7 protein-coding genes and 1 pseudogene are annotated in these 4,243 nt (G+C 41.3%); 5 read left to right on the plus strand and 3 right to left on the minus strand.

What is annotated here, in order from left to right; translation table 11 throughout:
* Positions 1–299 precede the first annotated feature (299 nt).
* Positions 300–419, plus strand: a complete 120-nt coding sequence (locus H6G96_RS43070; protein ID WP_347242363.1) for a hypothetical protein — start codon at positions 300–302, stop codon at positions 417–419.
* 283 nt (positions 420–702) lie between these two features.
* Entirely contained in the window at positions 703–1,533 is an 831-nt protein-coding gene (locus H6G96_RS40295) for a hypothetical protein (RefSeq protein WP_190920209.1), read from the plus strand.
* Positions 1,534–1,663: 130 nt separating this feature from the next.
* Here H6G96_RS40295 and H6G96_RS42795 read toward each other — a convergent pair whose 3' ends face one another.
* Positions 1,664–1,792 carry a hypothetical protein gene (locus tag H6G96_RS42795; RefSeq protein WP_277933119.1) on the minus strand — a complete coding sequence of 43 codons (129 nt, stop codon included), beginning with the start codon at positions 1,790–1,792 and terminating at the stop codon, positions 1,664–1,666.
* Positions 1,793–2,032: 240 nt separating this feature from the next.
* Between H6G96_RS42795 and H6G96_RS40300 the strand changes: the two genes are divergently transcribed.
* Positions 2,033–2,269, plus strand: a complete 237-nt coding sequence (locus H6G96_RS40300) for a hypothetical protein (protein WP_190920211.1) — start codon at positions 2,033–2,035, stop codon at positions 2,267–2,269.
* A 239-nt stretch (positions 2,270–2,508) separates the two neighbouring features.
* Here the strand turns inward: H6G96_RS40300 and H6G96_RS40305 are convergent, their stop codons facing one another.
* Together H6G96_RS40305 and H6G96_RS40310 are read right to left on the minus strand one after the other, a co-directional pair.
* Entirely contained in the window at positions 2,509–2,652 is a 144-nt protein-coding gene (locus H6G96_RS40305; RefSeq protein ID WP_190920213.1) for a hypothetical protein, read from the minus strand.
* Positions 2,653–2,679: 27 nt separating this feature from the next.
* Positions 2,680–3,102, minus strand: a complete 423-nt coding sequence (locus tag H6G96_RS40310; protein ID WP_190920215.1) for a hypothetical protein — start codon at positions 3,100–3,102, stop codon at positions 2,680–2,682.
* Between the two features lie 181 nt (positions 3,103–3,283).
* Here H6G96_RS40310 and H6G96_RS40315 point away from each other — a divergent pair, with 181 nt between their 5' ends.
* Positions 3,284–3,622 (plus strand): helix-turn-helix transcriptional regulator, encoded by a 339-nt coding sequence (locus tag H6G96_RS40315; protein ID WP_100904184.1) that lies wholly within the window; start codon positions 3,284–3,286, stop codon positions 3,620–3,622.
* A gap of 118 nt (positions 3,623–3,740) precedes the next feature.
* Positions 3,741–4,243: pseudogene (locus tag H6G96_RS40320) on the plus strand (hypothetical protein); the annotation flags it as partial.

Raw genomic sequence — 4,243 nt, forward strand, 5'->3', positions numbered from 1 at the left:
GGAGTATCTTATCTTTTTTGTTTAACCTTATTTCCTCTTCTTTAGATTTACTTTATAAATACCCTGTGAATCAATTTAAACCCTATTATGCTTCTGGATGATTCGACTTATTTACTACTTGCTTATTGCGGAAAGTGACAGAAGCTGTTTACGGGCGATCTTAAAGGCAGCACCCTAATAGTTTTTTACACACCTGGTCAATGCTGGGAATTCCGTATCATCAGCCGCACGGGTGGCATATTCGGGGAACAAAAGATTTATTACATGGCGGAGGCGGCGTTGAAAACTAGGGCGTCAAGGTGTGGGATCTCGACACTGGCGAACTTCTCCGTATTTTTATTGGACATTCCGGTGAAATTACGTCCGTTACCTTTAGTCCAGATGGACAAACTTTGGCGAAAATTTGGCGGATTAATTGATTGAATAACCCTGTTGTGTAACTTTAGGCAGAAGAAAAATAAAATTCAGGGTGAGTTAGAAAGATAAAAATTTGGAGAACTTAGTCTATGAACGATGAATTGAAGCTTAGAAAAACCCAAAGACAGTTGAGGAATAAGAAAAACTGTTAATCACGGGCATACATATAAGGTTAAATAAAACAAATTTTACTAAATTGTATGATCCACATCTGACACCAGTTATATTACTAGTTGAACAATGTTTATTGAGTAGTTGAGTTACATCTTGCAGGCAGTGAGATATATGAATCAAGAAAAAGAACAAGCTTCTGAGCGATTTTATTCTTTCTTCTCCTCAATTAAACCTCGTCAACATAAAAGCACTCTTAATGAAGATAAATGGCAGTCTCATGTTTTACCTCACGCTGCAATCGAAGAACTAGCACCGAATCTTTGGCACGTAACTGGTACTTTGCCCAGTTCTGTTATAGTGCCACGCGAAATGGTGGTTTATAGATTCGCCGACTCCAGCTTACTAATTCACAGTGCGATTGCCTTAAATCAACAAGGGATGGCAGAACTTGAATCTTTAGGCACACCTAAAATCCTAATTGTACCTAACCGCATCCATAGGCTTGATGCAGGTGTGTATAAACAACGCTATCCCAAACTAGTAGTTGTTTGCCCCGCAACAGCAAAACCTTATGTTGAACAAGTCGTAGCCGTAGACGGAATCGCAGAAGAAGTTTTACCTGCTTACGGTATTATTTGCCACATACCTGATGGTATCCGGGAGCAAGAACTAGTTTATGAACTGCCTCTTGCTACAGGAAAAGCACTAGTGTTTACTGACATTCTCTTTAATCTGAACAAGCAATATTTACAGCAACATTTACCTACGGGAGAATTCTTACTTCAGTGGCTAGGAGCAAGTCTTATTGGGTCAAGTGGATTTTTCGGGATCACTAGCTTGGGTAGACGCTTTTTTCTCACAGATCGCCATGCCTATCGTCAGTGGTTAGAAGCATTAGCTAATGCCATCACTGATTTGCAGGTAATTTCTGTAGCTCATGGTAGTCCAATAGTTACTGATTGTAATTCCCGATTACGTGAGGCAGCCGCACGCTTACTTTAGAAATTTTGCTGTTATCTCAATTATCAGAATTTTATACTATGCGTTTATCTGCTTATACCCAAGTAATTCAGCAGTTGTTGCTTCTACTTATTCACACGGGAGCAAAATGATCGCGTCCAATGTGAACTTCCTACTCCACAACTCTAGCAGAGTCCGCCAGCATACCATCTCGCACACGAGGACTGCTGTTTACAAGAGCTTGAGCCTGTTCAAGATTCTCTGCCTGGGTTACCGAAAGCCCAGTTCCATCATGTTCCATAATTTGTTGCACTCATATTGAACAATGCAATGCGATGAGTAGTACTTTACCATCGGCTCGTTGTACGCCGTCTACTAAACCTCTTGTTTTCGCTCAGGTCACATTAATTAAGGTTTAGCTTTACATTTACTAATCCTTTAGTAGAAGTATATTCCCGACCAAAACTTTTCTTAAGAAAGAGGTATTAATTAAAAACTTTATTAACAATTGTAAAGATAGTCCCAAAAATCAACGCAGTCTATGCAATCACCAGAAGCTCAAACAACAAAATTCGAGAGTAAAGCTCCTTTGTCAAAGGATACTACTTCCCATATTCAGCCCGAATCAAAAATTGAGCCATTAACTCAGGTACAAGCAGATAGCGTGCTGACCCGCGAACAATTGCCTAACAAGGGATTTCGTATTGCCCTCACCCTGGTTACTAGCGTGATTATTCTAAGTGTCGTCGCTATTTACTTCGGCATTATTCATCCTTAGTACATTGTTACAAAACCGAATGGCACGCCCCTTAAAGCTAAATCGACTATAATACCTATGGGTGTGGGGTTTAGTAATAAAGGAATTTATTAAGGTTGCACTTAATTTTGGCTTTTCTGATTTTTTTTCCTACACCCTGCACCCAACCGTCTACACCCAGCCACAGCAAGAGTTTGACGTTTTCAAGCGGGATATACCTTTTCGCTCTAATAAAAGGTGATTGCTCTGTTTTGGCTCGATTAGCCCAGAGATTTCAACAGCCGTTGGGGTGACAGGTTCAGAATTATCATTTTTTCGCTCCCAATACCTGCAATATCTCCTTCACCGCCGTTTTTTCCTGCTCCATCTCCTGAATCCGCTTCAGTAACCGCTTGGGAATGCACTTCGATGGATCGCCCTCGCTCCAAAAATCAAGCGTGATAGTATGCCTGTTGGTAATTTCTGCCGTTCTTAGTAATGGTTCGCCAATGAATACTACCGCTCCCCTCACCTTTGTTTCGCCGCATTTTACTAGGGGATATGTCATTACTAGGGCTTGTTTCTAAAACTGCATTACTAGGGTTTATCTGTTTATCCTCTAGTAAATTACTAGGGCTAACCTCATCACCCCCCAACAGATGTAATATCTCTACAACTGGACGTTTGACTGCTTCAGCTTCCTGAATATCCCCTAGTAATTTTTTAGGGATGTACCTCGTTCTTTTCTTTCCGTTTTCCTGCCAGTGGTAATAAGCCTGGGGGTAATCCTTCCCGTTCTTAGTTATGGTGCGCCAGTGAATAGAACCGTTGCCCTCCCCCTTGCGTCGGCGATTTTTACTAGGGTTGTTTTTCATTACCAGGGTTGTTTTTCACTTCCCCTAGTAAAACACCGCTTGCAAAGTTTGAGGTTTTATCATTCTTTGTCTATTTGCCTCCTTTTTGATTGCATTGCAAAGACTGCGAGCGATCGCAGTCATACTTTAATTGGGTTGTTTTGTGTTTTCTTACTAATAAAATTAGTAATCTTAGTGTATCATGTCTACTAATGCAATTGGTGAATTGGGTGATGAATTAATGATTATCGATAAAAGCTTAATCGCATCTATTCGATGGAATAAGGAATTAGGCAGAAAACTGAAAATTTTACGAGGTACAGAGTCTATGCAGTCTCTGGCTAAACGAGCTGGTTGTGCTTATCAATTAATTCAGCATTTGGAGCGCGGAGAATACCCGGAATCAAGTCCAAGAAACTCAGCACCTACAGTTTCTACTGAAAAGCTAGAAGGTATATGCCAAGCACTTTCTATTAAAATTGAGGATTTTCTGGGATGTCCGTTAGTAAAATTACCTCAGAAAATTCAGAATATTGCTTGATTTTTACTAACCAAAATAGTAATATAGGTACATAACAAAAGACGACCGCCAACAGCCTGAGAAACTTCGTGCGATCGCCTTTTGAAAAACCCATACACTCGTACAGGGAATTTTAATTATGACTTATATCATCTACAGCCATCAACAGCTGCAACTGAAATCTATTGCGCGGCTCAAGCAAATCTACAGCGAAATCGCCTGCACAGTTGAAGTAAGCGACAAACGCTGTAAGGATGCATGGATTACTGCGATCGCTAATTACCAAGCTAGCAAAATTCAAAAAATCGCCCCCGACGAACAAGCCGCAGCCCAAGCCGAACTCGACGGGTTCATCGCAACCCAAGCCCAAGCCATAGCTCCCGAACCCCTCAGAATAGTCGAAATCTCCTTTTCTGATTACGAATATTACGCTGGTAACAAACTGGTAGCCAACATCAGCCATGATGACAATCACTTAACGCAACGCTGGGTAGTAATGGTCAACGATAAAGAAGTATTTCGTGCCAACACTCTAATGCGTTGCGATCGCTTCATCTGGGTTGAGTCGATGGCGGGTATTATCCCGCGCACCTCTCAGTTAGATCCGGACGTGCGACTTTCACCGCATCCGGCTCCCGATGT

This window comes from Nostoc sp. FACHB-892, assembly GCF_014698795.1.
Taxonomy (GTDB): domain Bacteria; phylum Cyanobacteriota; class Cyanobacteriia; order Cyanobacteriales; family Nostocaceae; genus Nostoc.